Here is a 24,231-nt window from a genome sequence, read left to right as displayed (position 1 = left end):
GGTCTTGTCGGAAGGATGCCATTCCAATCCGACAAGACCCTCTGCTGGCTGCTTGTTGAGCTTCACAGTCTGGCGACTTCACAAAATCGGACTTCTGCGTTTGGGGTCTATGGAGCCTATAAGTTCAATCATACGTATAGCGGTACTTTGACAACTGTGAAAGCTGATGTTTGATGAATACCGTGTTTGCGCGAACCTTTATTTTGGAAGGAATTTGATTGCTTTCACTACAACAGAGGTGATTGTCCTACCGTTTTTTGCGACGAGACCGCCTGCTGCCAACAAGCCTCCGCCTATGGTGGTTAGGTTTTTCTTCGCATGATCTGCGCTGTCTTTTCTTTTTGCTAAGCAGCGAGCGCAGTAAATGCCATCCGGGTTATCGATGAAAGTGTGGCATCCACGGGATCTGCATACGGCCATCAGTTTTGAGCCGCATTTTGGGCAGTAATCATAGTCTTTTTTATATTTGTCGTTCTTTTTGTAAGAGTCGCATTCCTGATTGGTGCAGCCTCTAACGTTCTTCATGGCTCTCATCCTTTTCATCAGATACCTTAAGGTACAGGTGCTTCTCAGGCAATGCTAGGGCCTCGCTTAGATTGGAAACATCAAGTTGAAGTGCGGCTCGAGATCGCCAAATTCCCCGTTCTGTTCCTGTATCAGAGCGATCGCATTCCGCTAGAAGGCCCGCATTGTCTCCCACAGTCGTCTTTATGAAGTGCGAATATGTTTCCAGGGATTTCGCCATGGCCTTGGGCTCTCCTTGTTCGCAAAAAATGGCTGCTCTGGCAATCGACGCCTGGTGTATGGCAGGAAAGCAACTGTTGATGCTGTCCATTCTTTCATCGATGAGTTTTGTGCGTTTGCCTTTTTCATGCTCATAGTCGCCATTAGCGAGATATTTCACGTCAGACTCCATCTTCAGCTCGAGCTGGGCCTCTGCGTCCGATAGAGCGCGCAAAGCCTGAGATATAAGGAGCTTTCTCAGAGTGTCGTCGTCAACTTCACGGGCCTGCAGATAAAGGCGCATGCCGCTCTGTAGGAGGCCGAGCCTATCGCTCTGCTGCCCCTCGAGGACTTCCTGCACGCGCACATCTATGACTGCAATCTGGTGGGCGATGTCTTCAAGCTGACCTTGGATTGCCCTGAGTTGTATGGCGTTCGCCGCTTGAACGGGATCAATTCCCCCGCTGAAATCCTCGCGCTTGATGGGCAATTTCTTTCCATATCGCCCGTTAGGATCCAAAAGTTGGGCAAAGGTATTGCCTGTTCTATCGGCAGTCAGCTTAATGTCACCATTGGCGATGGCGTCGAGCGTATTTTTTGGAGCATCTACCACCAGGCGAAAATCACTATTCCTGGCCTTATATGCCAAGGCGAATCCGGAGGATTCGCGTTCCAGTGCATGAACTATGTCTTTAATGGCGGCATTGCTTTTATTGACGCCATTCCTTATTCCGTTCAGAAAAAATGCCAAAGGCGAGTCCGGATCGGCGTTGAGCTCAGATTCTTCAGGCTTCAATGAAACCCCCTATCGAAGGACATGCTGGCTGCACGCTAATAAATGACGATAATTAATTAGATTATAACTGTCCGATACTCAAAGGCGCTTACAGCAATTGCTTTGTTCGTGGGTAGTCAGAAACTCAACCAAATATCAATGAATAGGCGGGGCAAGGTACTTGCAATACCCCAACCTAGCGTCGTTCGCATGGCTCTCCTGGTCAATACCGGCCTTGGCAAGGAAATCGAGGTAAATGAGACTGTTGGTATTTCACAATAGCTGGGACAGTATTTGACTTCGGGGAGCTTAAGCTTCATGTATGCATCTGGTTTCAATGAAGATACTGCTCTGGTACATAGTTTTAGCGTTTATAGGTCCTTGGCATGGACCATCAGGTAGTCCCAGGCACGGGCGGGGAGCAGGGCATGAAGGGCGACCAGAGGTTTGGCTCCGAAGCCCAGAAGGTAGCGTGGACGGGGATGGCGTACCGTCGAAGCACGGACGATGGCCTTGGCAATGGTTGATGGTCGGGTCAAATGCCTGCTGGAGTATAGCTTGCGCAATCCAGCAGCAGCTTGGAACCCTGACTTTCGATAGGCACTCTTGCGGGTGACCTTCCGAAGATGGTCGGCGGCGATTGCGCCCCAGTTGGTGGCGATGGCTCCAGGCTCGATAAGGACCACGTCGATGCCGAAGGGGCGGGTTTCCATGCGTAAAGCGTCGCTGAAGGCTTCTAGGGCGTACTTGGTGGCATGGTACCAGGCACCCATATAGGTGACCATCCGGCCGGCCATGGATGAGGTGTTGACGATCCGGCCGCGTCTGGCCCGGCGCATGGCTGGCAGCACCAGCTGGGTCAGTCGGGCGAGGCCGAAGAGGTTGACCTCGAATTGTCGCCGGACCTCGTCGATGGAAACCTGCTCGACTGGGCCATATGAGCCGTAGCCGGCGTTGTTGACCAGCAGGTCGATCCGCTTCTCCTTCTGCAGAATTCGTGCGACGGCCTTCTCAATGGAGGCGGAATCGGTCAGGTCCATCTGCACGGCCGTCACCCCCTTGTCGGCCAGTGGCTTCAATCGTTCGACTCGTCGTCCTGCCGCATATACCTGGTATCCATGATCGGCGAGCAGGCCAGCGGTTTCATACCCGATGCCGCTGGTGGCTCCAGTGACCAGCGCCACTCGATTGGTCATACTTACCACCCCTTCTGGCTGGTGTCTGTGAATCGTGGCTCCTGCCTCTCTTTGAGGCACAGTATATGACAGCATTTCACTGCAGGGACATAAAAAAGCCAGACGAGGGCGGTCTACCCGTCCACGCCTGGCAATGCGACCATAGCGAAGATCTTATGCCTGCACCCTTTCCAGCAGGAGGTCGTTCAGCTCGGCGGCTGTTGGATAAGCCTTCTGGGTGCCGCGGCGCGTGACGCTGATTGCAGCGTATCTGTTGGCGTGCCCCAGAGCGGTTGGCACATCCTCGCCCTGCGTGTAGTAGTGGGCGAACGAGCCGATGAAAGCATCTCCAGCGCCAGTGGTATCCACGGCTTCAACCGTGACTGCAGGCACCAGCAGCTCCTGGTCGGCGCTGACCCATAGGGCGCCCTTGCCGCCCATGGTGACAATCAGGTTGCCTACTCCGCGCCTTACCAAGCTCCGTGCTGCGGCCTTGATCTCATCCAATGTCCCTGTGGGCATTCCTGTGAGCGTGGCCAGCTCGGTCTCATTCGGTGCGAAGAAGGCCACTCTGGAGACATAGTCGATGTTCAGATCGTCATTTGCTGGAGCAGGGTTCAGCAGTACAGGCACGCCGTAGTCCTCTGCCAGTTCAATGGCATGGTAGTTGGTCTCCAAGGCGATCTCCTGTTGGAGAACGACCAGTTTCGATCCCTTGATCAGGTCTTTTTTATCGTCCAAGGCGGCAGGCGTGAGCTGTTTGTTGGCGCCTTTGACGATCAGGATCCGATTGTCGCCGCTGGTGTCCACAAAGATGGGCGCTACGCCGCTGCTTCCATCGGCGATGCCGATTCCATCGGAGCTGATGCCGTTGCTGCGATAGTTCTCCAGCTGCTGTCTGCCGAATTCGTCCTTGCCGACCATGGTGATGAAGCTGACCTGTGAACCCAGACGGGCGGCGGCAATGGCCTGGTTGGCCCCCTTGCCGCCGAATCCCATCTCGAATTCAGGAGCCTCTACGGTCTCTCCTTCCACCGGCATGCGATCGACAAAGGTGGTCAGCTCGTACATGTTGGAACCGATGACGGTGATGTCAGCCATAATGCTTTTACCTTTCCAGGCCGGTGGTTACCAGGAATGAACGTGTTTCCTGGGGCTTGAGGTGGATCAGGGTGCCTGCCTTCTCAGCGGCGGCACGGCCCTCAGGCGTGCTGGTGCCGGGCAGCGCAAAGGCCGCCACCTGTTGATCGGCGTTGTACAGGATCCAGCGGGTGACGATGGGGAATTGCTCCGTGCTGAACCGTGTCAGGAAGTTGTGCTCGGCATTCAGATGGAGCCGGAACTCGGCCACATCCGTAAACTTGGTCAGGTTCTGGGAGAAGAAGACGATCTCAGGATCGTAGTGGCTCTCGTCGTTCAGGTCGTTGATCAGCTCGCCGCTGGCCTTGAGCTCTTCGTTGTAGGCCAGCCATTGCGGGGTGGGATGGACGTGGGCGGGAACGGTCTGGCGCAGACGGAAAGCCTCGTCAGGCACGTTCTGCTCCATGTGCCCGTCATGCACGTAGGCGTAGTTCATATGGCACATGTATTGCAGAGGCATGGTCTGGTAGTTGGAGAGGTTGGTGACCTCCAGGCCGATATCGAAGAGTCCGGAATCAGCGTGCAGGGTTACGGCTGGACGGCTCAGGTAGTGGTCGCCGAACCCTTTGACATATTCAAATTGACCATGTATTGACATGGTCCCATCTCCGAATTCCAGCCAGGCACTGTCCATGCGGCTGGTCGGAGCCTCGCCGTGGAGTTGGTAGTCGTCCTCCGGGGCCGGGGTTCCGCCGCCAAGGAGTCCTGACGTGAACTGGAAGCAGCCGTAGGTATCTGCTATGGCCGTGCCGGGAAGGGGTTGCGAGAACATGTCCTTCATCTTCAGGCTGATGGAGTCGAAGACCGCATCCCAGATGATCAGGCCCATATAGGGCAGGACGGTGAGCTGGCCGCGGGAGTTCTCCAGACGGACCGCTTCAACTCCTGAAGGGTAGATGAAGGTGACGGCTTTGAAATCGTCGTCCTGATAGAGGGTGAACTCGGCCGGGCCGAACATGTCATGATTGAGGTGAAGCTGTTGCATGATGGGTTTTCCTTTCATTGGTTTTTCTGAGCGCCTTCAGCCTTGAAAGCACGCATCTTTGCTGTGGAATAGACGCAGACGACCGCGAAGCAGACCACATCGACGAGGAAGGACAGGGACATGTTCGAGATGTCCGCGACGAATCCCTGCGCTACGGGGATGAAGGCCCCGCCCACGATGGACATGACGATGATGGCTCCCGCTGTTTCCGTATGGCGTTTGTCGGTCACCGTATCCAAGGTCTGCGAGTAGATGGTGGCCCAGCAGGGTCCGAACAGGCCCGAGACGATGATGGCCGCATAGACGGCGCTCATGTTGCGCACCAGGAGGATGTAGACCAGGGCAGCCAATCCGAATGCCGAGAACCACTGCAGGACCCGGGAGGGGTGCATGGACTTCATCATGAAGTTGGCGATCACCTTGCCTATGAAGAAGGCCGCATAGCTGTAGACCATGAAGGTCGATGCCGAGCGTTCGTTGATCGAGGAATTGAGCTCCATGGCCAACCTGATGGTGAAGGACCACACGGCCGTCTGCATGCCCACGTACATGAACTCGGTGAAAATGCCCCAAAGGAAGCGGCGGTTATGCGCGAGATAGACCAGTGTCTCACCGATGCGCGCCTGAGGCTGCTGTTTGGTCGGATCCACCTTGGGCTTGCCTGAGGGGAATTGCGTCAGTGCGAAGAGCACCAGGGCGACCAGCAGGACGAAGATGATGTATTTGTAGGGCAGCAGCGTATGTTGAAGAGCGCGCTCGCCGAAGGCGATGCGGGCCTGTCCGTGAAGCCCCTTCATCTGTTTTTCCAGGCTTTGGCCGGCACCGAAGATCAGATATTTGCCCAGCAGTATGCCGGCTATGGCACCCAAGGGGTAAAAGGTTTCAGAGATGTTCAGCCGAAGGGTGGAATACTTCTTCGGGCCCATGAGTGAGCTGTAGGTGTTGGCCGAGGTCTCCAGGAAGCTCAAGCCGCAGGCCAAGGCGAACAGGGCGATCAGGAAGAATCCGTAGGTGGCCATGCGCGAGGCGGGGAAGAAGATCGAGCATCCGATGGTATACAGCGAAAGGCCGATCATGATGGCGACCTTGTATGAGGTCTTCTTGATGATGAGCGAAGCCGGTATGGCAATCAGAAAGTATCCCAGATAGAAGGCCGTCTGCACAAAGGCGCTGGCAACATTGGACAGCGTGAAGATGGTTTTGAATTGGGTTATGAGTATGTCATTGAGGCTGGCGGCTGCTCCCCAAAGGGGGAATAGACAGGAGAGCAGGATGTACTGGAGCATGGGCGTCCTGTCCAGGTATCCATCATCCAATTCCTGTGCGCGCAGTCTGAATGGATGAAAGGTTGGCGATTGCATGAACCCCTCCTTGGGTTTGCATTCGGCGGCCGCTGCGTTGTGTCCGCCGAAAATATAAGAGTCGGCCCGGGGGCTGGCCCCCGGATGCCGAAGTCAGGCCTTGCCGATGATGTCCATGCTGGAGCTGGTGCCCAATCGTTCGGCACCTGCCTTGAGCAGAGCCTCGGCCTCCTGCCGGGTGTGAATGCCGCCGGCGGCCTTGATGTGGATTCTTCCCTTGACTGCTTCTTTGATGACTTCAATGTCGTGCACACTGGCGCCGCGGCTGGCGAATCCGGTGGATGTTTTGACGAAGTCGGCGCCTGCGTCGGCTACCAGCGTGCTGGCCCGCGCGATCTGCTCATCGCTGAGCAGGGCAGTCTCGATGATGACCTTGACTACTTTTCCTGCCTGGTGGACGGTTTCGACGACCGCACGAATGTCCTCGGCGACCAGGTCTTCCCGGCCACCTGCCATTTCGCCGATGTTGATCACCATATCCAGCTCATCGGCTCCGTTTGCGATGGCTTCCCGGCTTTCGGCGACCTTGCTGGCCGTGGTGTTGGCGCCCAAGGGGAAGCCGATGACGCAGGCAGTCAGGACATCCGACCCCTTCACCCGCTCATGGACGTGGGCAACCCAGTAGGGATTGACCATGACCGAATAGAAATGGTTGTCCAAAGCTTCGTCGATGACCTTGTCGATCTGCGCCAGCGTTGCATCCGGCTTGAGCAGTGTGTGATCGATGAGGCGGTTGATCTGCATGGTTGTTACCTCCTTGTGGGCCTCACTGTAACAGTGAATGCACGGAAGTAAAATGCTAAGATGAACATATGTTCAAAAATGGATGCTCAATCGCCGGCAGGCTGTGAAGCTCTTTTGCATGCTGGTTCCACACGACTGTAAGAAGGGAAGGTTTCATGATCGACGATGAACAGCACAGGAATCAAGCGGTCACGGTCTGCCACTGGTACTACGAGGAAGGCCTAGGGCAGAGCGCCATCGCCCGCAGACTGAACGTTTCCCGTCCCACGGTTTCGCGTCTTCTGGCCTTCGCCAGGCAGGAGGGGCTTGTCCGCGTGCTCATCACTGATCCCCAGGCTGATCTGCAGTCCCTGGCCAGAAGACTCAAGGTGGCTTTCGGCCTGCGCGAGGTCAGGCTGGCCTATGACTCGACCGGTGATGAAGATGCCATCAGGGACAAACTGGGTGCTGTTACAGCAGATTACCTGGCTGAGATCGTCGGCGATCACGACCGGCTGGGCATCAGTTGGGGGAGGACCCTCAAGGCTGTAGCCGATCATCTGCGCCCTAATGAGCACAAGGATGTATCGGTGGTGCAGTTGAAGGGGAGTGTCTCAGCATCCGATTTCAACAACTATGCCGCGGATATCGCCCTGAAATTCGGCATGGCCTTCGGCACTACCACTACAGTGCTGCCCTTGCCGGTCATTTTCGACAATGCCTTGACTCGGGACATTGTGCTCAAGGACCGTTTTATAGACAGGATTGTTCGTCAGGGTGAACGGACCGATATCGCCGTGTTTACCTGCGGAACCGTTCGTGACGATGCCATGCTTTTCAAACTGGGGTATCTCTCCCGCAGAGAGATCACCATGCTGCAGCATAAGGCTGTCGGTGATGTGCTTTCACGATTCATCGCTGCTGACGGCTCCATCGCGGATGACGGCATTGACGCAAGAACGGTGGGGATACAGCTTGATCGTTTGCGCAAGAAGCCATGCTCAATACTGGTGGCGGGAGGGCCTCCCAAGATAGCATCCATGCGGGCGGCACTTCTCGGCGGCTATGCCAACGTGCTGATTACGGATTCGCAGGCTGCCATGCGTCTGCTTGAGGAATGAGCGGGTCTCTGCAATTAAGGGGATTACGCCGTCTGGTGTGGCTCTTCAGATGCCTATCGCGTCCATAATCACGCAATGGTTTGGTCAAATAATGGTCGCCTTTTTGGATTGCTGAAACTTCGCTGTAAGCTAATTGCTAATGCTGATTGTAGATTCCGCAGGAGGTTTCAGCATGCAGGGCACACGATTTACCTATTGGTGGCACGGATTCGATCTGTGACGCCGCGTGCCTTGTAGGAACGGTTGCATGGATCGGAACCCACCGGCCCTGCAGTCGTCGACAGCATTTCCCATGCATCGTCACCGCATAGTCGGTAGGGCAGCACCAGCGACAATGGTTGTAATAACCGCATGGGAAAGGACAAGCCAATGACATTGGCGGATCATATGAATGCCAGGGTCAAAGCTCTGGCGCCGAGCGACATACTCGAATTCAACAAGGAGATCGCCGGAATAGACGGCATCGTGAAGCTGACCCTGGGGGAACCGGACTTCTTCACCCCTGAGCACGTCAAGCAGGCGGGCATTCAGGCCATCCAGGACAACCACAGTCATTACACCGAGAGTCGTGGCATGCCCAGTCTGCGCAAGGCGGCAGCCGGATATCTACACGCCAAGTACGGGCTGGACTACGACCCTGACACGCAGATGGTGATTACGGCCGGGGCCACCGGGGGCATCTTCTCGGGCCTTACCGCCATGATCAACCCGGGCGACACGGTCATTCTGCCCACGCCCATCTTCCCGCTCTACATCCCCATTGCCCAGCTGAGCGGTGCCAGGACCGTCTTCGTCGACACCTCCGATGACGGCTTCATTCTCAGGCCGGACAAGCTGGAGGCCGCCATCGAAAACAGCGATGGTCCGGTCAAGGCCCTGGTGCTCAACTATCCGACCAACCCCACCGGGGTGACCTATGCCCGAGAGGATCTGGAGGCTCTGGCCCAGGTGGCGCGCAAGCACGGCTTCTTCGTGCTCAGCGATGAAATCTACGCCGAGCTGACCTACCAGGGCACCCATGTGTCCATGGGCACCATCCTGCCTGAGCAGACGGTCGTTCTTGGCGGGGTTTCCAAGTCCCATGCCATGACTGGATGGCGGGTCGGCATCGCCGCTGGCCCGGCCGACGTCATTGATCAGATCAGCAAGGTCAACGAGTTCACCATCACTTCAGTGACCACCAACGCCCAGTACGCGGCCCAGGAGGCTCTGACCAAGGGGATGAATGACACGGATCCGATGCGCGAGGCCTACCGCAAGCGGCGGGACTATCTGGTCAAGGCCCTGCCCGAGGTGGGTATGGACGTCATCGATCCCAAGGGGGCCTTCTACATCTTCGCCCGGCTGCCCGAGGGCATGCGCGACAGCTGGAGCTTCGTCTACGACCTGGCTCGAAAGGCCAAGGTGGCGGTAATCCCAGGAGCAAGCTTCGGGCCCGGGGGAGAAGGCTACGTCCGCATCTCCTATGCTGCCTCCATGGAGGATCTGCATACCGCCGTGGAGCGGATCGGCGACTATATGCGTCAAAATCGCGGATGATTCCCCTGGGATTCATCCAACAACCACTCTCTATCAACCATCAACGAGGACAGTTACCAAGGACTAGAAAATGACCAGCATTCTGATGTATTCAGTGCGCCCCGACGAGCAGGAGGCCATTCAGGCCTGGGCGCAAGCCAATGACATCCAGGTGGACACCACCGACCACGATCTGGGGATGAAGACCGTGGACATGATCAAGGGATACGACGGCATCGTCGTCCAGCAGCACGCGGCCCTGCCCGAGCCCGAGCTCTACCAGCGGCTCAAGGACTATGGCCTCAAGCAGCTGACCCTGCGCATCACCGGCTATGACATCGTCAACCTGCAGGCCGCTCGGGAGAACGGGCTGGTCGTCACCAACGTGCCTGCCTACTCGCCCCGGTCGGTCTCCGAACTCGTCCTGGCCCAGGTCATGCGTCTGGTCCGGCATCTGGGGGAGGCCAGCGCTCGCGAGTCAAAGGACGACTATACCTGGGCTGGGCTTCAGGCCCACGAGATCCACAACCTGACCGTGGGGATCATCGGAGCCGGCAAGATCGGATCGGCCGTGGCCAGGATCTTCCGGGCCCTGGGCTCCACCGTCATCGCCAATGATCCGGTTCATCGCCCCGAGCTGGCAGACACCCTGGATTACGTGGACCTGCCTACCCTTTTGAAGCGGGCCGACATCGTCACCGTTCATACGCCGCTGGACGAGACCACCCATCATCTGATCAATGCGCAGGCCCTGGATGCCATGAAGCCCTCGGCCTTCCTGATCAATGCCGCCCGCGGCCCTATTGTGGACACCCCGGCACTGATCAAGGCCCTGCAGACCAAGTCCATCGCCGGTGCCGCCATCGACACCATCGAGGGGGAGGCCGGCATCTTCGAAAAGGATTTGAGCGGAACCAAGGTCGACAACCAGGCCCTGGAGACCCTCAAGGCCATGCCCAATGTGGAGGTCTCGCCCCACATCGGCTTCTACACCGATGCCGCCGTGAATGCCATGGTCAACATCTCCCTGAACGATGTGAAGACCATCCTGGAGGGCGGCACCAGCGAGCATCAGGTGGACTGACGCTGTTGTGTACGCCGCCCGGACCTGGCGCCGACCTGCTCAGGCGTTATTGTGAGCAAAGGTGATGGTGCCCTGGTCCGGGTCCATGCTTTCCACAATGGCCAGGGACTTGAGGTTGTAGCCCTCTTTGCGCAGGGTGCGGCCGCCCTCCTGGAAGCCTTTCTCCACGGCGATGCCGATGCCCTCGATGACGACCTTGGCATCATGGCAGATGTCGATCAGACCGTGCAGGGCGTTGCCCTTGGCCAGAAAGTCGTCAAGGATCAGCACGTGCTCGCCCTCCTTGAGGAAGCGCTTGGCCACGATGACTGGGTACTCCCGCTGCTTGGTGAAGGAGTAGATGCGGGCCGTGTACTGGTCGCCGTCAAGGTTGATGGACTGGGTCTTCTTGGCGAAGACCACCGGCACGTCCCCGAAGTGGCGGGCGGCCAGGCAGGCGATGCCGATGCCGGATGCCTCGATGGTCAGAATCTTGTCGATCTGGTGTCCAGCGAACAGGCGGGCCCATTCAGCGCCCATGTGGTCGAAGAGCCGCACGTCGCACTGATGGTTGAGGAAGGCGTCCACCTTGAGTACATTGCCAGGCTTGACCGTGCCCTGGCGGCGGATTCGCTCCTCAAGTTCCTGCATGTCATCGTCCTTGTCGTCATGAATGCGGGGCCCCTATGGTCCCGACGGATAGACACCAAGATAACCCGGTTCTGGGACTGTGGTCCGGCTGCCCTGATCCGCCAGGTTTCACCTCCAGCTGATTGGAGTGTCTTCCTGGCGTGTCAGCCCGTCAATGCGCGGATTCAAGGCCCTGACTGTTACAGTGAAAATTGACCGCAATGGTCACGCATCGTCACGGTGCGTTCAAGGACCTAAGGAGGACCATATGGGGATTCTGGATGATGCAAAGGATGCCATGAAGTCTGCCGGCGAGAAGATTTCCGATGTCGCTGGCGATGTAAAAGACACCGTTATGGACAAGGCATCCGATGCCAAGGACGCCGTTGCCGATAAGATGGGCGACGCCAAGGACGCTGCCCAGGACAAGATGGGCGACGCCAAGGACGCCGCCTCCGACAAGATGGACCAGGCCAAGGCCGATGCCAAGGTCGGCAAGGCCAAGGCTGAGCAGGGCGCCACCGAGGCTGTCAACAACGCCAAGGACCAAGTGCGCAACTGACTGGGTCATCTCGACTTCCCCGACTAAACCCCGTTCGCCTTCCCTATTCTCAAGGCGGACGGGGTCTTTTATGTCTGCTGGTACGTCTGCTGGCTAACCCATGAGCCAAGATCGATGACACCGCTTTGTGGTAGAAATAGTTGTCTGCCGGGTGTGCGCCATCCGGCCTGAGACGGTGACCGAGACCAGATGGCAAGAGGTGGCTTGTGAACGAGGAACCGGACTTGATCCAGCGCAGCGCCAAGGAGCTGCTCAAGGGGCTCAATGATCGTCAGGCCGAGGCGGTTCAATACCAGGGCCCGGCCCTGCTGATCGGAGCAGGCGCAGGCTCGGGCAAGACCAGGGTGCTGACCCGCAGAATCGCCTGGATCCTCAGTCAGTTCGGCGCCTGGCCCAGCCAGATCCTGGCCATCACCTTCACCAACAAGGCGGCCTCTGAGATGCGTGAACGTCTGCGCAGGCTGATCGGGCCCGTGGCCGATCGCATGTGGGTGTCCACCTTCCACTCGGCCTGCGTGCGCATCCTGAGGCGGGATGGCAAGGAGATCGGCCTGCGATCAGGCTTCACCATCTATGACACGGCCGATTCCGAACGCCTGATCAAACTGATCGGCAAGGATCTCAACATCGATCTGAAGCGCTACACCCCCAGAAACATTTTGAGCCGCATATCCGACTACAAGAACAACCTGCAGGATTGGCGTACACAGCTGCAGGAGTATGCCCCTGACTACCGGCCCGGGCAGCGCGGCCAGCAGATCACCGCCCGCTTCGGCAACGAGGAGGAGCTCTACTCCGTGGTCTACGCCGAGTACGAGCATCGGCTGGCTCAGGCCAACGCGGTCGACTTCGACGATCTGATCGTACGCACGGTCCAGCTGCTCCAGCAGTCCCCAATGGTGGCCCAGTATTACCACCATCGCTTCCGCTACGTGCTGGTGGACGAGTACCAGGACACCAACCATGCCCAGTATGTGCTCATGCGCGAGCTGGCCGGTGCCGATGCCGACAAGCAGGACCAGGCCTGGATCACCGTGGTGGGCGATTCGGATCAGTCCATCTATGCCTTCCGAGGGGCTGACATCAGCAACATCAGGGACTTCGAGAAGGACTTCCCCGGAGCCCGGACCATCCTCCTGGAGCAGAACTACCGTTCCACCCAGACCATTCTGGATGCGGCCAATGCCATCATCGTCAAGAACGAGGGCCGCAAGCCCAAAAAGCTCTGGACAGCCCTGGGCAAGGGGGAGCCCATCGTGGGCTATGCAGCCGACAACGCCCAGCAGGAGGCCGCCTGGATCGCCACCGAGATCGCCCGGTTGCGCAGCGAGGAGGGCATTCCATACTCCGACATGGCCATCATGTACCGGGCCAACGCCCAGTCCCGCGCCCTGGAGGAGGGGCTGATCAACGCCGGCCTGCCCTATCAGCTGGTGGGCGGGACCCGCTTCTACGAGCGCAAGGAGATCAAGGACGCCCTGGCCTACCTGCACGCCATCGCCAATCCCCAGGACGATGTGAATATGCGACGGATACTCAACGTGCCCAAGCGGGGCCTGGCCGCACGTGCCGAGGCGGCGGCGACCTCCTATGCGGATCTGCATCAGGTCTCCTTCTGGGAGGGGGTGCAGCATATCGAGGAGGTGCCCGGGGCCTCCACGCTGATGGTCAAGCGGATGAAGGCCTTCAGGGATCTGATCACCTCCCTGACCGACTTTGCCGCAGAGCACGATACCAAACCATCCCAGATTGTTGAGAAGGTTCTGGAGGAATCCGGCATGCTGGACGAGCTGCGCAAGTCGGTCGACCCGCAGGATGCCTCCCGGCTGGAGAACCTTGGCCAGCTGCAGTCAGTGGCCGCCGAGTTCGAGCAGAAGACCCCCGACGCGACGCTGGCGGGCTTTCTGGAGACCACGGCACTGGTGGCCGACTCGGACCAGCTGCCGGGCCTGGGCGACGACTCGGGCAAGGTGACGCTGATGACCCTGCACACGGCCAAGGGCCTGGAGTATCCGGTGGTCTTCCTGACCGGCATGGAGCAGGGAACCTTCCCGCACTCCCGCTGCCTGGAGGATACCGATGAGATGCAGGAGGAGCGTCGACTGGCATATGTGGGCGTGACCCGTGCCAAGCGGCGTCTTTACCTGACCCGGGCGGCCGTCCGCTCACAGTGGGGGCAGGTCAATGAGATGCTGCCCAGCCAGTTCCTGGATGACATCCCTGATGATCTGATCGACTGGAAGCGTCGGCAGGCCGGCAACGAGCGGATGCGCGCAGGCTGGGACCTGGGTGACGACGAGGACGAATTCGGCGGCTTCGAGGATGAAAGCGACGGCCGTGCATTCGGTCATCGTTCATTCGGCGGGTTCGGCTCCGGCTTCGGCTCTTCCCGCAATGGGTACGGGCGCTCGCGGGCCTCCTCGCAGCGGTCGTTCGGCTCCTCCTCCAGAAATGGAAGGGTCACGACCCGGCGGAGCACGACAAGCCCGTCGTCAACCTCGCACGCTGGCAGGGCCTCGGTCCAGCCCAAGTCGAACGGCCTGTCCATTCAGGACTTCTCCCTGGGTGACAGGGTTGCCCACGACCAGTATGGCCTGGGCAAGGTGGTCGACATTCAGGACAAGGGTCACAACTCGGTCCTGACTGTGGACTTCGGTTCCGAGGGGACCAAGCGGCTGATGCTGCGCTTGGCGCCGATCGAAAAGCTCTGAAGGATCGAGACTCGGGGGCTGTCTAGGGACGAAAACGCAGAATCTATGCGCTCATGACTTTTGCGAGGACAGCCATTCCACAGCGAGCTGGGTGCGGTTGGCCAGGTTGGTCTTGGCCAGGATGGCGGAGATGTGATTGCGGACGGTGCCTTCGCTGAGATAGAGACGCCTGGCGATGGCCTGGTTATCGAGGCCGTCGGCCACCAGAGCGACTATTTCACGTTCGCGGTCAGTCAGGGTTTGGAAGCGCCGGGGAGCAGGCTCAGCTGGGTCCTTTCGCGTCTGCTCCTCCTGCTTCCCAAGTGACAGGTTAGCCACGGCCTCAGCTCCAAGAACCGTCTGCCCTGCCATGACGGCTTGGAGGGCCGGCACCACTGAGGCCACGTCCTGCTTGATCACATACCCCTTGGCACCCAAGGCCAGGGCGCGGGAAATGTACTCCTTGTCTGCAAAGGTGGTCAGAAAGAGCACCCGAGCAGCCGGATCCACGGCGATGATGCGCTCCGCCGCCTCCAGGCCGTCCATGCCAGGCATCTGTACATCGAGCAGCAGCACGTCAGGCCTGCCACCAGTCGCTTGGAAACAATCCAGGGCTGACTGGCCGTCATTGGCTGTCCAGATCACGTCTGCAGTACCGGTTGCCGTCAAAATCGTTGACAGGGACGAGCAGACGATCGGATCGTCATCAGCGATAGCGACTTTCATGCCATGACCTTCCTATCCTCTACATGCTCAGCTGTGCTGCGGTTAGACCAGGGTTCTTTAGGCAAGGATACGAAAACCTTCCATCCTTGTCGGTTGGGGCCGCTGTTGGCCGTGCCGCCCAAGGCCCTGGCCCTGGCCTCCATATCGGCCAGCCCCATGCCGCGGCTGTCAGGCTGCAGCTGCTGAGACCCGCCGTCGTCCTGCACCACCATCTGCCAGAAGGCAGGGAGGTCGCGCAGAATGACCTGCGCCGACCTGGCTGAAGAATGGCGGATCGTATTTGTAATGGCCTCGCGAACAATGGTGGCCAGGCAACGGCACACTGGTGCAGGCGCTGTCTCAATGCCGTTGTTCAGATCGACCTTCAGCCGCCCCATAGAAGCCTCGGAGCTGGCATCCTCCATCTGGGATGCGAAGTCGGTGCCTTCATCTTCCAAGTCATGCACCGAACGACGGATTGTGGTCATGGCCTCATCCAGGGTCTTGCCGACATCGTCCAGTATCTGCTCGGTACTCTGATCGCCCTTGCTCTGCGCAACCACCCGGCCAGCCTGGATCTGCATGATGGCTCGGGTGAGCAGGTGACCCACATTGTCATGAATATCCCGAGCGATCCGGGTCCGCTCGGATAAGTGCGCCATTCGGGTCGCCTGGGCCCGCTCCTCGTCCATGTCGTTGATGCGGCCATGCAATTGGCGAATCCGGTAGCGCTCGGTGTCTTCAATCCGCCATACACGACACTTAACAGCGGCCAAGTGCGCACATGCCAGTCCGCCGCCTTGCGTCAGTGCTGATGTCAACAAAGCAAGCAGCGCATAGCGTTGGGTGAGGCCTCTGAACAGTACGAGGTCAGTGATGGCAGGTATCAGCCAAAAGAATGCCGGCAGCAAGGCCAAGAGCAGTCTGAGGGAGGCCAGCACAGAGTCCTTGGCCTGGGTGTCTTTCATGTCGGCTGATCCGGTAGCCGGAACCATGGTTCTGAGTCCAACCCCCGCCTCGAAGGCCAGAGCCGGCAAGAAGAAAAGCCAGACTGGCATGAACGTTGCCAAAAGCGACACCAGTGCACCACTCCACACGGAACCTGGCGCCGGCAGCAGCCATTCACACAGGGCTCCTGCGGCTAGAGAGGCCAGGAGGCCGGCGATCAGGGTTGCTGAAACCCCTGAACCATACCATGATCCGCATAAGGTCCCCAGACCAAGCAGGACCAGCCAGCCAGCTATCCTGCCCATGAATGTCTCCTCGCCCGTTGCCCTGTTGTCTCAAATAGTAATTGTCGGGCTACCCCTTCCTGCGTCTATCCGCATGCGGGAGCACCCATGACAAATGTCATAGATCTGATTCGACCATCCACAACATTGATGACGGCTGTCACGGTGTTGGGCCAGCCGTAGCTGGGATGATGGAATCATGAACAGTTCACGTGAGCAAGAGCCGGCCTTGAAGGTCAGCGCATTGGTGAAGCGCTACGGTGACATGGTGGCCTTGGACCACTTCGACATGGAAGTCGGTCGTGGTGAGGTATTCGGACTGCTTGGCCCCAATGGTTCAGGCAAGTCAACCGCCATCAACTGCATCCTGGCACTGCTCAGCTACGAATCGGGGACGGTTCGCATATTCGGGCAGGAGATGACCCCGACCTCCTACGACCTGAAAAGCCATATCGGCGTGGTTCCACAGAATGTGGCCGTCTTCAACGAACTGAGCGTGCAGGAGAACATCGACTATTTCTGCTCCCTCTATGTGCCCAGGAAGGTTGAACGCAGGGAGCTGGTAGAGCAGGCCATCGACTTCGTGGGGCTGGGCGAATTCCGCAAGTTCCGACCCGGCAAACTGTCGGGCGGTCTGCTGCGCAGACTCAACATCGCCTGCGGCATCGCCCACCAGCCGGACCTCATCTTCTTTGACGAGCCCACCGTCGCCGTGGACCCCCAGAGCCGCAACGCCATCCTGGAGGGCATCGAACGGCTGAACGCCCAAGGGGCCACCGTGGTCTACACCAGCCATTACATGGAGGAGGTGGAGCAGATCTGCACGCGCATCATGATCATGGACCACGGCCGTCAGATCGCCCTGGGCACTGCCGAAGAGCTCAAGGGCATGGTCCAGGCCGGCGAGCAGGTCACCGTCGAGACACTGGACCTGCAGGATTCCACGCTGGCCCGGATCCGTGCCCTGCCCCTGGCCCAATCCGCCGACTATGACGGCAAGGAGCTGGTCATCCACTGCCGGCAGGGCGAGCACAACCTGCAGGACGTGCTGACGGTCCTGGAATCCACCCAGACCAGCTACGGCCATCTGACCAGCCGTCCGCCATCCCTGAACGACGTGTTCCTGGAACTGACCGGCAAGGAACTGCGCGACTGAGCGCGGTCTATAGGCTCGATTGCCGTAAAGGAGCACCTATCCATGTGGAACTCATTCCTGATCAACGTCAAGACCTCGATACGCAACACCTCCTCCCTCTTCTGGGTCCTGGCATTCCCGGTCATTCTGGCCGCTCTGATGCTGGGCATCATGGGCAACCTGCAAGACAGTTACACTGCCGAGGCACAGCACTTCGCCATAGTCTCGGATGCCAACTGGAAAGCCAGCCCAGGTGCTGACGAACTGGTCTCATCGCTATCGAAGAAGCCCAAGGCTGGGTCCGACGACACTCAGCTGCTTATCCCGACGACAGTGGCTTCCAGGGAGGAAGCGAACACGCGTCTGGATAGCCGGAAGGATATTGGTTACCTGTACGCGGGCTCTGACGGACTGGTCAACATGGTCCTGTCCGACCGCGAAGCCGCCAGCATCCAATCCGATGCAACTGCCTCAGAAGGCATAGCGGTCTCCATTCTGTCCGCCTCGCTGGGCAGTTTCAACCAAGCCAACTCCGCAAGGGCAGCCATGGCTTCACCAAGCAATCAAATTCTGTTGCAATCCGGCGGACCGACCTACACCAAGCAAATCCGCCTGACGCACATCCACCCTTCTATGACCGCGCCCTACTTCTTCGCCGTGCTCGCTATGGCCTGCCTTATCGGTGCCAGCACCGCAGCCGAGATGATAGCCAGGACCCAGCCCAACCTTTCAGCCTTGGGAGCCCGACGTGCCAGTTCTCCCAGCCCCAAGTGGCGGCAGGCAGCGGGCGCCTTTCTGGCCTCCTGGCTCTTCTCCGCAGTCAGCCTACTGGTTGCCTACATCTTCGTCCGCACAGTCTGTGGAGTGCAAACCGGTAGTCGTGACCCGATGGCCCTCATAGCCATCGCTGTGGGCACCTTTATGGCTACCGCTTTTGGTTCTATGATGGGCGCGATTCCCAAACTCCCCACCGAAACGAAGGTTGGCCTGGTCATAGGGATCGACTGCACGCTGAGTGCCTTTATCGGTCTCTACGGCAGCCTGGCCATGGACCTGAACAATGCCATCCAGGAGCATGCTCCTATTCTTCACCTGCTCAACCCCGTCAAGCAGGTCTCCAACCTTTTCTACGACATCGTCTACTACGACAGCCTGGCACCCTTCGCCCGCACCTGCGGCATCCTGGCCATCATGGCCACCGTCTTTCTGGCTATCTGCGGTCTGCTCCTAAGGAAACAACGGTATGAATACTTGTAAAACAGCACTGCGCGTCATCTGGGCGCATAAGTTCTACCTCCTCCTGTATCTAGTGGGCATGAGCCTGATCATGATTGTCATCGGTTCCGCGAACATGCAGGCCGCGGTACGTGCCAATACCTCAAGCTCGGTTGGTCGCTTTGAACCTGCGCAGGCGAAAATAGTCGTCATCAACCGAGACTGCGATAACCAGGCTGGTTGCGCGATGGGCCAGGGTCTGGAGCAGTATCTGGGCAAGTCGGCCCAATTGGTGACAGTCAAAGATGAGCCTCAAGCCCTGCAGGACGCCAATGTATCCGGTAAAAGCGATTTGACCGTTATCATCCCAGCCGGATATGGCAACCGGTTCCTTGATGCGCTTGACGACACTGCTGCCCAAGCTCACAGCGGCGGTAAGACACCGAGTTTTCCTAAAGTTGAAACGGCTGCCTCCTATAATTCCAGCCGCGGCAGTCTGGCACAATTGCAGGTGGACAGTTATTTTGATGCTCTTCGTACTGCCTTGCTTACGGGTCTAGGCCAAAAAGGTTCGATGGAGCTGCATTCATCTGCGGCGGTCAAGGATGCGGCTGCCTATGCAGTGGCACACTATGCCGGCAACCAGCCACATATGGGCATCCATGCCAGCCCCAAGACTGATAACCATGGAGCTTTGTTGAAAGGCTTCGCTACGACAGTCGGCCTGGCCGCCTTTCCCTTGATGACAGCGCTGACGGTCTGCGTTGCCACGCTCTTCGGAGCCTTCAGTTCTCCTGACCGACATCGACGCCTGCTTGCCTCTCCAGAGCGGTCAAGCAGCCTGAATGGACAGGAGCTCACGGCAGTCCTCATCCTGGCAGGCTTCTCCTGGGTATACTACGTGGCACTCGTTGCCTTCAGCATGGCGGCATCGGGGGTGTCCTTGGCTTCCCTTGGCTGGGGGAGGGTGCTGCTGAGCTTTTTCGTCATGCTGGTATTCGCTGTATCGGCGGCATCCTTTGGATTCATGCTTGCTCAGTTCAATCCTTCTTCTTCGCTCATAAACTCCGTCGGGGTCACCTTCGGCCTGGTGGTTATGTTCACCTCCGGGTCGAGTTCCGGCGGCCCCCTGCCTCCGGTCATGCAGACGATCGGCAAACTGACGCCGGGCTGGTGGTACAACACTGCAGTCCAATCAATCATGGATTCGAGCGCAGCAGGTCTGGCCTCCTGGGGCCTTCCGCTGACCGTGGTTGCCTTGTTTACGCTGGCTTATGCCTGTGTCGGCCTTATGGTCTCACGCCTGACACGCACCCGGGCCACCCTGGTCGCTCCTGTCAGCTCCGACCCCAGTATGATCGGCTGATGCCTGATTTGCCAGTCATTCGTCCGGTTTCATGGCCATCCTGGCAATCAGACATGTCAGCAGTGTCACCATGACCACCTCGGTGATGATCAGGGTCATAGGGCAGTGGTCGATCAGCGGCCCGAAAGCGGCCTGTCCCAGCGGGATCGCGCACATGCACAAGCTGTTGGTCAGTCCTATTACCTTGCCTATCAGCCTTGCGGGGGTGTGAATCTGTTCATAGGACAGGGAAGTGATGTTGACCGTCTGCACCATTCCCGCAGCCAGAGCCATGCATCCGGCTACCAGGGCGAAGAGGGCATATGTAGGCAAATGCAAAAGCAGTTCTGCTGCAATGGGAAGGAGAACCAGGGCGCTGCCCGAGAGCAACATGGGTATCCGTCGCAGATGGCACCAGGCTGGACGGATGGATACCAGAATGGCTCCAAGCAGGATTCCGCAGGCAAGTATTCCTTCGGCCAGCCCCTGCATGGCATTGCTCAGGCCCAGCGTGCGAGTGACCATATAGGGCATGGCCACGTTGACGTAGGAGGCAAAGATCAGATTGGCCGCCAGGCTGAGTCCTATGACCACTTTGAAGTTGCCATGCCTGACCAGAAATTGTGCAGCCTCTTTCGTGTCCGCAGCCAGATGGCTCACCAGTGCTTTTGGGCCTTGGAAGTGGCTTTGTGCTGGTTCGGGAATTCTGACGGCGATCCTGATCCAGGCAGCCGACAGAAGGCAGGCCAGGGCGGAAACCCCGACTACCTGCATGATGTAGTCAACGCTGACAGAATGTCCAGCACCGCCATGGTGGACTGCTTGTGCAGCCGGTCGGCCAGAGCTCCGCCCAGGGGGATCAGGAATATGGATGGAAGGACGACCAGAGCGGAGGCCATGCCATAGAGGGATCATAGAGGGATGCGGATCCTGAGATGTTGGGCAGGTGAAGCGGAAGCGCGAAGACCAAACATGTCCTGCCCTAGATTGGAGAGAATCTCAGTCGTCAGAAGAGCAATGAATGGCGGTGTCAGCAGTCCTTTGCTTGAGGTTTGGGCCTGATCGGGCGAGCTCATATCCCGGCTTCGCCTTGGGCGTCGGTGCCGAAGGATGCGAGCAGGTCGGAGAATCCCTGGTCCTGCAGGGGGATGCCCAGGCCCTGCATGATCGAGAAGAAACAGGCGGCTCTGGTGCGCAGCTCCGCCTGTGTTCTCTGGCGAAAGAAGGGCAGCAGCCACATGTTGGCCAGCAGGCGGATGATCTCCGCCGCTTGTTCGACCTGGTCCACATGCAGTGAGCCGTCCTGGTTGCCCTGTGTGATTAGGTCGACGAAGTCGTCCCGCTCATCCACCAGGGCGGTGAATTCCATGCCGATCATCTTGGGATTGGCCTTTGGGTTGAATTTGCGGAACATCAGATTCGCGGCCTCCAGTCTCTTTTGCGCTCGCCTGGGGGAGAAGAGCTCGGTGGCGGCTTGGATGATTCGTTCCTGCGTCAGCTCAGGGTATGCGTTGCGGGCCATGATCGTCTTCCTTTCCGGTCGCTGAGACGAGTTGTCGTTGATCGGTTGGGGGAGTCTGCCATTTGGGTTTAGTATCATGCCGACCGTTGGTATGAATATGTCACAACATACGCACTGCCGTCGGTCGGCCACATGTGGTTTAATAAACACTTGGTTTGCGCGGTTGTGCGCGAACCTATCTGGAGTCTCAGCCCATCAATGGGTCGGCGGCCGCAAGGTCGTTCGTGCTTGGCACGGTGAAGCATTGGAGAGGCCTGACTCGACGGTTCCGGCCGTCTTCGTTCAGATAACGACAGAAGCAATAGTAAGGATTGCATCAATGACTAACATTCAGCGTGCGCGTCGCCAGGTCCGCCTGTCCCGCGCTCTGGGCATCGCCCTGACCCCCAAGGCCCAGCGCCTGTTCGAGAAGCGCCCCTATGGTCCCGGTGAGCACGGCCGCAGCCGCCGACGCACCGAGTCCGACTACGCCGTCCGTCTGCGGGAGAAGCAGAGGCTGCGCGCCCAGTACGGCGTCTCCGAGAAGCAGCTGCGCGCCGCCTATGAGCGGGGCACCCACGAGTCCGGCCAGACCGGTGCCGCCATGCTCCGCGAGCTGGAGTGCCGCCTGGACAACCTGGTCCTGCGCGCCGGCATCGCCCGCACCACCGCCCAGGCCCGTCAGTACGTGGTTCACCGCCACATCCTGGTCGACGGCAACATCGTGGATCGTCCCTCCTACAGGGTCAAGCCCGGCCAGACCATCCAGGTCAAGCCCAAGAGCCAGACCATGGTACCCTTCCAGATCGCTGCCGAAGGCGTCCACCGGGATGTGCTGCCCGCAGTCCCCGGCTACCTGGACGTGGACCTGGCCTCTCTGAAGGCCAGCCTGGTCCGCAAGCCTGAGCCGGAGGAGATCCCGGTTCAGATCAACATTCAGTACGTGGTCGAGTTCTACGCTCGCTGACCACCAGGAACTTTGGGGCCCCGGTTCGTCCGGGGCCCTTTGCATGCCAGGATCTGCCACCCCTGCCGGATTGTAAGTGGGATAATGGGGGCATGTTGCTCCATCTGTATGCCGTCCGCCATGGGCAGACCTATTTCAACCGCTACAACCGTCTTCAGGGCTGGTCCAACTCACCCCTGACCTCATCGGGGCTGGAGGATGCCGATCGCGCGGGCCAAAAATTGAGCAAGGTGAGCTTTGCGGCCGCCTACTGCTCGGACACCACACGCGCCCAGGAGACAGTCCGTAGGATCCTGGCCCAGAACCAGTCGGAGAAGAAGCCCGAACCGGTCAGCGACAGTCACTTCCGCGAGCAGTTCTATGGCTACTTCGAGGGGCAGGATATGGCCATGGCCTGGTGGGCTGCAGGCGCGCCCCATGGAGCAGGCACCTACCAGCAGATCGTGGATCGTTTCGGACTGGCCGCCACCAGGGACTTCCTCAAGCAGGCCGATCCCTTTGGCGATGCCGAGTCCGACAGCGAGTACTGGACGCGCATTGCCGGCGGATTCGCCCTGATCGCCGCCGACCCGCATCTGAAGAATGGCGACCGCGTCCTGCTGATCTCGCACGGCAACACCTTGCTCAGTCTGGTCAACCGCTTCGGCGGCGGGCGTTACGACACCAGCAGTCGCCCGAGCAATGGAAGTGTCACCATATTCGACTTCGATACGGAGACTCCCTTTGAGCGGGCCCTCCAGGTTCGATCCTTCAATCAATGAACCGGCTTCAATAGGCCAGTCATGGCCTGGACTGATAGACGGCGCGTGCTAGCCTTGTCCCCAGTATCGTACCTATGGAAGAGAGGTAGCAGATGGACGTAGGACAGATTGCCGGCCTGATAGCGGCCATTGCCTTCGCTATCCTGGCGGGGTTTCTGATCTATCCCCTGATTCGTCTGGGGAAGCTCTTCGATCAGCTGGCGCAGACCATCAAGCAGGCGGGCGACCATGTGGTGCCCACCCTGGACGAGTCCACCAGCACGGTCACCCAGCTCAACCAGACCCTGACTGACGTCAATCGCATCTCCGCAGCGGCTTCGACCACGGCAGGCAACGTTGGCGCCTTGACTGATCTGTACGGATCAATGCTGGGCAAGCCGGTCATCAAAGTGGCGGCCTTCTTCTACGCCCTGCGCAAGACGATCTCGTCATTCCTTTCAGGAGGCCGCAACAGCTCCGAATCCAAGCCCTCCACCGCACCAAATACCACCGCACAAAAGGCCAATGACGGCCAAGGGAACGAGGGGAGGACCCGCTGATGTTCAAACGGATCTTCTGGATGGGGCTGGGAGTCACGGCAGGCGTGGTCCTGGTGACCAAGGCCGAGGCCTATGTGAGGGCCAACACCCCCAAGCGTGCGAGGGAATTCGTGCTGGGCGAGGACCAGGACCAGGTGGCCTCACGGACCCTGTCCGGCCTGGTGCGCCAGTTCACCCAGACAATGCACCAGCGGCAGGAGGAGCTGGACCGCCGCTATCTGGACCGTTTCCAGGGCTGAGCCTGGGGCGGACAGGCCAGGACAGATGCGCCTGGCCGGTGTAAAATCACCGTATTCAGCTATGAGTCCGGAGCGCGGGCGATCTGTTCGCGCCCCGGACAACCGAGTCATTTGGACAACCCGCAA

General features: G+C 58.9%; 25 protein-coding genes. 12 read left to right on the top strand and 13 right to left on the bottom strand.

Going from position 1 to position 24,231, the window contains the following annotated elements; all coding sequences use genetic code 11:
* Positions 1-198: 198 nt before the first annotated feature.
* The 7 genes from ACUIAG_RS02865 to deoC form a co-directional block, all read right to left on the bottom strand.
* Complete coding sequence (locus ACUIAG_RS02865) at positions 199-525, bottom strand: hypothetical protein (protein WP_445340104.1); 327 nt, start codon at positions 523-525, stop codon at positions 199-201.
* On the bottom strand, positions 512-1,519 hold the full coding sequence (locus ACUIAG_RS02860; protein ID WP_445340103.1) for a hypothetical protein: 1,008 nt from the start codon (positions 1,517-1,519) through the stop codon (positions 512-514). The genes ACUIAG_RS02865 and ACUIAG_RS02860 overlap by 14 nt, the downstream gene beginning before the upstream one ends.
* 350 nt (positions 1,520-1,869) lie before the next feature.
* A complete protein-coding gene (locus ACUIAG_RS02855; protein ID WP_445340102.1) occupies positions 1,870-2,694 on the bottom strand; it encodes an oxidoreductase in 825 nt (274 codons plus the stop codon).
* A 153-nt stretch (positions 2,695-2,847) separates the two neighbouring features.
* A complete protein-coding gene (gene rbsK, locus ACUIAG_RS02850; protein ID WP_313836635.1) occupies positions 2,848-3,774 on the bottom strand; it encodes a ribokinase in 927 nt (308 codons plus the stop codon).
* 7 nt (positions 3,775-3,781) lie between these two features.
* Positions 3,782-4,798 carry an aldose 1-epimerase family protein gene (locus ACUIAG_RS02845; protein WP_445340101.1) on the bottom strand — a complete coding sequence of 339 codons (1,017 nt, stop codon included), beginning with the start codon at positions 4,796-4,798 and terminating at the stop codon, positions 3,782-3,784.
* A 14-nt stretch (positions 4,799-4,812) separates the two neighbouring features.
* Positions 4,813-6,159: an L-fucose:H+ symporter permease gene (gene fucP, locus ACUIAG_RS02840; protein WP_445340100.1), complete on the bottom strand. Its 1,347-nt coding sequence runs from the start codon at positions 6,157-6,159 to the stop codon at positions 4,813-4,815.
* Positions 6,160-6,252: 93 nt separating this feature from the next.
* The gene (gene deoC, locus ACUIAG_RS02835) at positions 6,253-6,903 is read right to left on the bottom strand and encodes a deoxyribose-phosphate aldolase (RefSeq protein ID WP_445340099.1); all 651 of its coding nucleotides are present in this window, start codon (positions 6,901-6,903) and stop codon (positions 6,253-6,255) included.
* A gap of 155 nt (positions 6,904-7,058) precedes the next feature.
* On the opposite strand from deoC, the gene ACUIAG_RS02830 reads away from it, so the two are divergent.
* The 3 genes from ACUIAG_RS02830 (at position 7,059) to ACUIAG_RS02820 (ending at position 10,605) form a co-directional block, all read left to right on the top strand.
* Positions 7,059-8,003: a sugar-binding transcriptional regulator gene (locus ACUIAG_RS02830; RefSeq protein ID WP_445340098.1), complete on the top strand. Its 945-nt coding sequence runs from the start codon at positions 7,059-7,061 to the stop codon at positions 8,001-8,003.
* Between the two features lie 369 nt (positions 8,004-8,372).
* The gene (locus ACUIAG_RS02825; RefSeq protein WP_445340097.1) at positions 8,373-9,542 is read left to right on the top strand and encodes an aminotransferase class I/II-fold pyridoxal phosphate-dependent enzyme; all 1,170 of its coding nucleotides are present in this window, start codon (positions 8,373-8,375) and stop codon (positions 9,540-9,542) included.
* A gap of 70 nt (positions 9,543-9,612) precedes the next feature.
* Positions 9,613-10,605, top strand: a complete 993-nt coding sequence (locus ACUIAG_RS02820; protein WP_445340096.1) for a D-2-hydroxyacid dehydrogenase — start codon at positions 9,613-9,615, stop codon at positions 10,603-10,605.
* Positions 10,606-10,644: 39 nt separating this feature from the next.
* On the opposite strand, the gene ACUIAG_RS02815 is transcribed toward ACUIAG_RS02820, so the two are convergent.
* Complete coding sequence (locus ACUIAG_RS02815; RefSeq protein ID WP_045924524.1) at positions 10,645-11,235, bottom strand: xanthine phosphoribosyltransferase; 591 nt, start codon at positions 11,233-11,235, stop codon at positions 10,645-10,647.
* A gap of 247 nt (positions 11,236-11,482) precedes the next feature.
* Here ACUIAG_RS02815 and ACUIAG_RS02810 point away from each other — a divergent pair, with 247 nt between their 5' ends.
* On the top strand, positions 11,483-11,776 hold the full coding sequence (locus ACUIAG_RS02810; protein WP_045924523.1) for a hypothetical protein: 294 nt from the start codon (positions 11,483-11,485) through the stop codon (positions 11,774-11,776).
* Between the two features lie 206 nt (positions 11,777-11,982).
* Positions 11,983-14,487: a UvrD-helicase domain-containing protein gene (locus ACUIAG_RS02805; RefSeq protein ID WP_445340095.1), complete on the top strand. Its 2,505-nt coding sequence runs from the start codon at positions 11,983-11,985 to the stop codon at positions 14,485-14,487.
* A gap of 51 nt (positions 14,488-14,538) precedes the next feature.
* On the opposite strand, the gene ACUIAG_RS02800 is transcribed toward ACUIAG_RS02805, so the two are convergent.
* Together ACUIAG_RS02800 and ACUIAG_RS02795 are read right to left on the bottom strand one after the other, a co-directional pair.
* A complete protein-coding gene (locus ACUIAG_RS02800) occupies positions 14,539-15,192 on the bottom strand; it encodes a response regulator (protein WP_445340094.1) in 654 nt (217 codons plus the stop codon).
* Entirely contained in the window at positions 15,189-16,424 is a 1,236-nt protein-coding gene (locus ACUIAG_RS02795) for a sensor histidine kinase (protein WP_445340093.1), read from the bottom strand. Before ACUIAG_RS02795 ends, ACUIAG_RS02800 begins: the two co-directional genes overlap by 4 nt.
* A 178-nt stretch (positions 16,425-16,602) precedes the next feature.
* Here ACUIAG_RS02795 and ACUIAG_RS02790 point away from each other — a divergent pair, with 178 nt between their 5' ends.
* Genes ACUIAG_RS02790 through ACUIAG_RS02780 form a run of 3 tightly spaced genes read left to right on the top strand, consistent with a single transcriptional unit; the run spans position 16,603 to position 20,119 of the window.
* Positions 16,603-17,559: an ATP-binding cassette domain-containing protein gene (locus tag ACUIAG_RS02790; RefSeq protein ID WP_445340092.1), complete on the top strand. Its 957-nt coding sequence runs from the start codon at positions 16,603-16,605 to the stop codon at positions 17,557-17,559.
* 42 nt (positions 17,560-17,601) lie between these two features.
* Complete coding sequence (locus tag ACUIAG_RS02785) at positions 17,602-18,795, top strand: ABC transporter permease (RefSeq protein ID WP_445340091.1); 1,194 nt, start codon at positions 17,602-17,604, stop codon at positions 18,793-18,795.
* Positions 18,782-20,119: an ABC transporter permease gene (locus ACUIAG_RS02780; protein WP_445340090.1), complete on the top strand. Its 1,338-nt coding sequence runs from the start codon at positions 18,782-18,784 to the stop codon at positions 20,117-20,119. Before ACUIAG_RS02785 ends, ACUIAG_RS02780 begins: the two co-directional genes overlap by 14 nt.
* A gap of 15 nt (positions 20,120-20,134) precedes the next feature.
* Here the strand turns inward: ACUIAG_RS02780 and ACUIAG_RS02775 are convergent, their stop codons facing one another.
* The 3 genes from ACUIAG_RS02775 to ACUIAG_RS02765 form a co-directional block, all read right to left on the bottom strand.
* A complete protein-coding gene (locus tag ACUIAG_RS02775; RefSeq protein ID WP_445340089.1) occupies positions 20,135-20,872 on the bottom strand; it encodes an MFS transporter in 738 nt (245 codons plus the stop codon).
* Complete coding sequence (locus ACUIAG_RS02770; protein ID WP_445340088.1) at positions 20,863-20,997, bottom strand: hypothetical protein; 135 nt, start codon at positions 20,995-20,997, stop codon at positions 20,863-20,865. The genes ACUIAG_RS02775 and ACUIAG_RS02770 overlap by 10 nt, the downstream gene beginning before the upstream one ends.
* A gap of 173 nt (positions 20,998-21,170) precedes the next feature.
* The gene (locus ACUIAG_RS02765; RefSeq protein ID WP_445340087.1) at positions 21,171-21,620 is read right to left on the bottom strand and encodes a hypothetical protein; all 450 of its coding nucleotides are present in this window, start codon (positions 21,618-21,620) and stop codon (positions 21,171-21,173) included.
* Between the two features lie 319 nt (positions 21,621-21,939).
* Here ACUIAG_RS02765 and rpsD point away from each other — a divergent pair, with 319 nt between their 5' ends.
* From rpsD to ACUIAG_RS02745, 4 genes are all read left to right on the top strand, one after another.
* Positions 21,940-22,566, top strand: a complete 627-nt coding sequence (gene rpsD, locus ACUIAG_RS02760) for a 30S ribosomal protein S4 (RefSeq protein ID WP_015021916.1) — start codon at positions 21,940-21,942, stop codon at positions 22,564-22,566.
* A 92-nt stretch (positions 22,567-22,658) separates the two neighbouring features.
* On the top strand, positions 22,659-23,327 hold the full coding sequence (locus ACUIAG_RS02755) for a histidine phosphatase family protein (protein WP_445340086.1): 669 nt from the start codon (positions 22,659-22,661) through the stop codon (positions 23,325-23,327).
* A 92-nt stretch (positions 23,328-23,419) separates the two neighbouring features.
* Positions 23,420-23,866: a DUF948 domain-containing protein gene (locus tag ACUIAG_RS02750; RefSeq protein ID WP_445340085.1), complete on the top strand. Its 447-nt coding sequence runs from the start codon at positions 23,420-23,422 to the stop codon at positions 23,864-23,866.
* Positions 23,866-24,105 (top strand): hypothetical protein, encoded by a 240-nt coding sequence (locus tag ACUIAG_RS02745; protein WP_101432447.1) that lies wholly within the window; start codon positions 23,866-23,868, stop codon positions 24,103-24,105. Before ACUIAG_RS02750 ends, ACUIAG_RS02745 begins: the two co-directional genes overlap by 1 nt.
* Positions 24,106-24,231 lie beyond the last annotated feature (126 nt).

The sequence above is a fragment of the Bifidobacterium sp. ESL0825 genome, assembly GCF_052606465.1.
The sequence above is the reverse complement of the archived record's forward strand: the minus strand, read 5'-3'. Positions and strand labels throughout refer to the sequence as shown.